Genomic DNA, 1,123 nt, shown 5'->3' on the forward strand with positions numbered 1-1,123 from the left:
ACGTGCGGTCTCCTGGCAGTGCTGCTGGTCTGCACGAGGACGGCCCGCCCGGATCTCAGACCCCGGGCCGGGTCGCGGTACCACCTCGCTTGGACCGGTCGGCTGGTCGCTCCCGGAGGAGTGCCCGCTGACGCGTTCCCACTCGATCGGCTGTCACGGGCCGCACCCGTCCGGGTCTACCGGGCGCAGGCCGGAGCCGGCGCCGTTCTTCCGGAGACTCACCGGTGATGGCCGGGTCGAAGTCGTCCGGCGCTATCCTAGCGCGTCGGGGGAAGCGGAGCAGGAGCGGTTCATGGTGCGAGGAGTGCAGCGCGGACGGCCCCGCGCGTCGTCGCGCTCCATGCTCGAGGACGCCGCACTGGACCTCTTCGTCGAGCAGAGCTACGCGGGCACGACGATCGAGCAGATCGCCCAGCGGGCGGGGGTCTCGCGCAACACCTTCTTCAACTACTTCGAGTCCAAGAGTGACGTCTTCTGGGTGCTGGTCGACGACCGGCTGGCCGAGCTCCCGGAGGCGCTGGCCGAGACGGCGGCAGAGGCGCCGGTGATGGACGCGCTCGGCGACGCGCTGCTCGCGATCGGCTCCGGCTTCGGACCCGCGACGGTGCCGTGGGTGCTCACCCAGTCCGAGATGATCGGCAGCGTCCACGAGCTGCAGGCGTCGGCCCTCGGCCGCCTCGCCCGGCAGGCGGCCGTCATCGCCCGCTTCGTGGAGGAGCGGAGCGCGCGCCCGCTGCCCTCGCACCTCTCGCGCGCCATCGCCTACGCGAGTGTCGGAGCCGCGGTGGCGGCCGTGCAGGCGTGGGCCGCGGCGGGCCCCACCCGCGGCGAGCTCGTGCCCTATCTCGACGAGGCGCTCGCGCCCGTCCGCGCCGGCTTCACCCCCGTCGTCGACTGACCCGGCTTCACCCCAGTCGTCGACTGACCCGGCTCCCGCCGCTCCGGTAGAATCGTCGCGGCCGGCGGGCGACTCGCCCCGGAGCCCCCATCCAGGCACCATCACCACCGACACGGTGCCGCCCATAGCGAACCGGAGCATCATGACCCTCGCCGACCGCCTCCCCGCGAAGCCCGCCCTCGAGGGCCTGGAGGGCACGTGGGGCCTCCGCTGGCAGACCGACGG

1 protein-coding gene is annotated in these 1,123 nt (G+C 73.4%); it reads left to right on the forward strand.

Going from position 1 to position 1,123, the window contains the following annotated elements; translation table 11 throughout:
* The first annotated feature begins 292 nt into the window (after positions 1–292).
* Complete coding sequence (locus tag C5C74_RS16850) at positions 293–898, forward strand: TetR/AcrR family transcriptional regulator (RefSeq protein WP_104223688.1); 606 nt, start codon at positions 293–295, stop codon at positions 896–898.
* The last annotated feature ends 225 nt before the right edge of the window (positions 899–1,123 follow it).

It is taken from the genome of Rathayibacter sp. AY1E8, assembly GCF_002931415.1.
In the GTDB taxonomy this organism is placed as follows: domain Bacteria; phylum Actinomycetota; class Actinomycetes; order Actinomycetales; family Microbacteriaceae; genus Rathayibacter.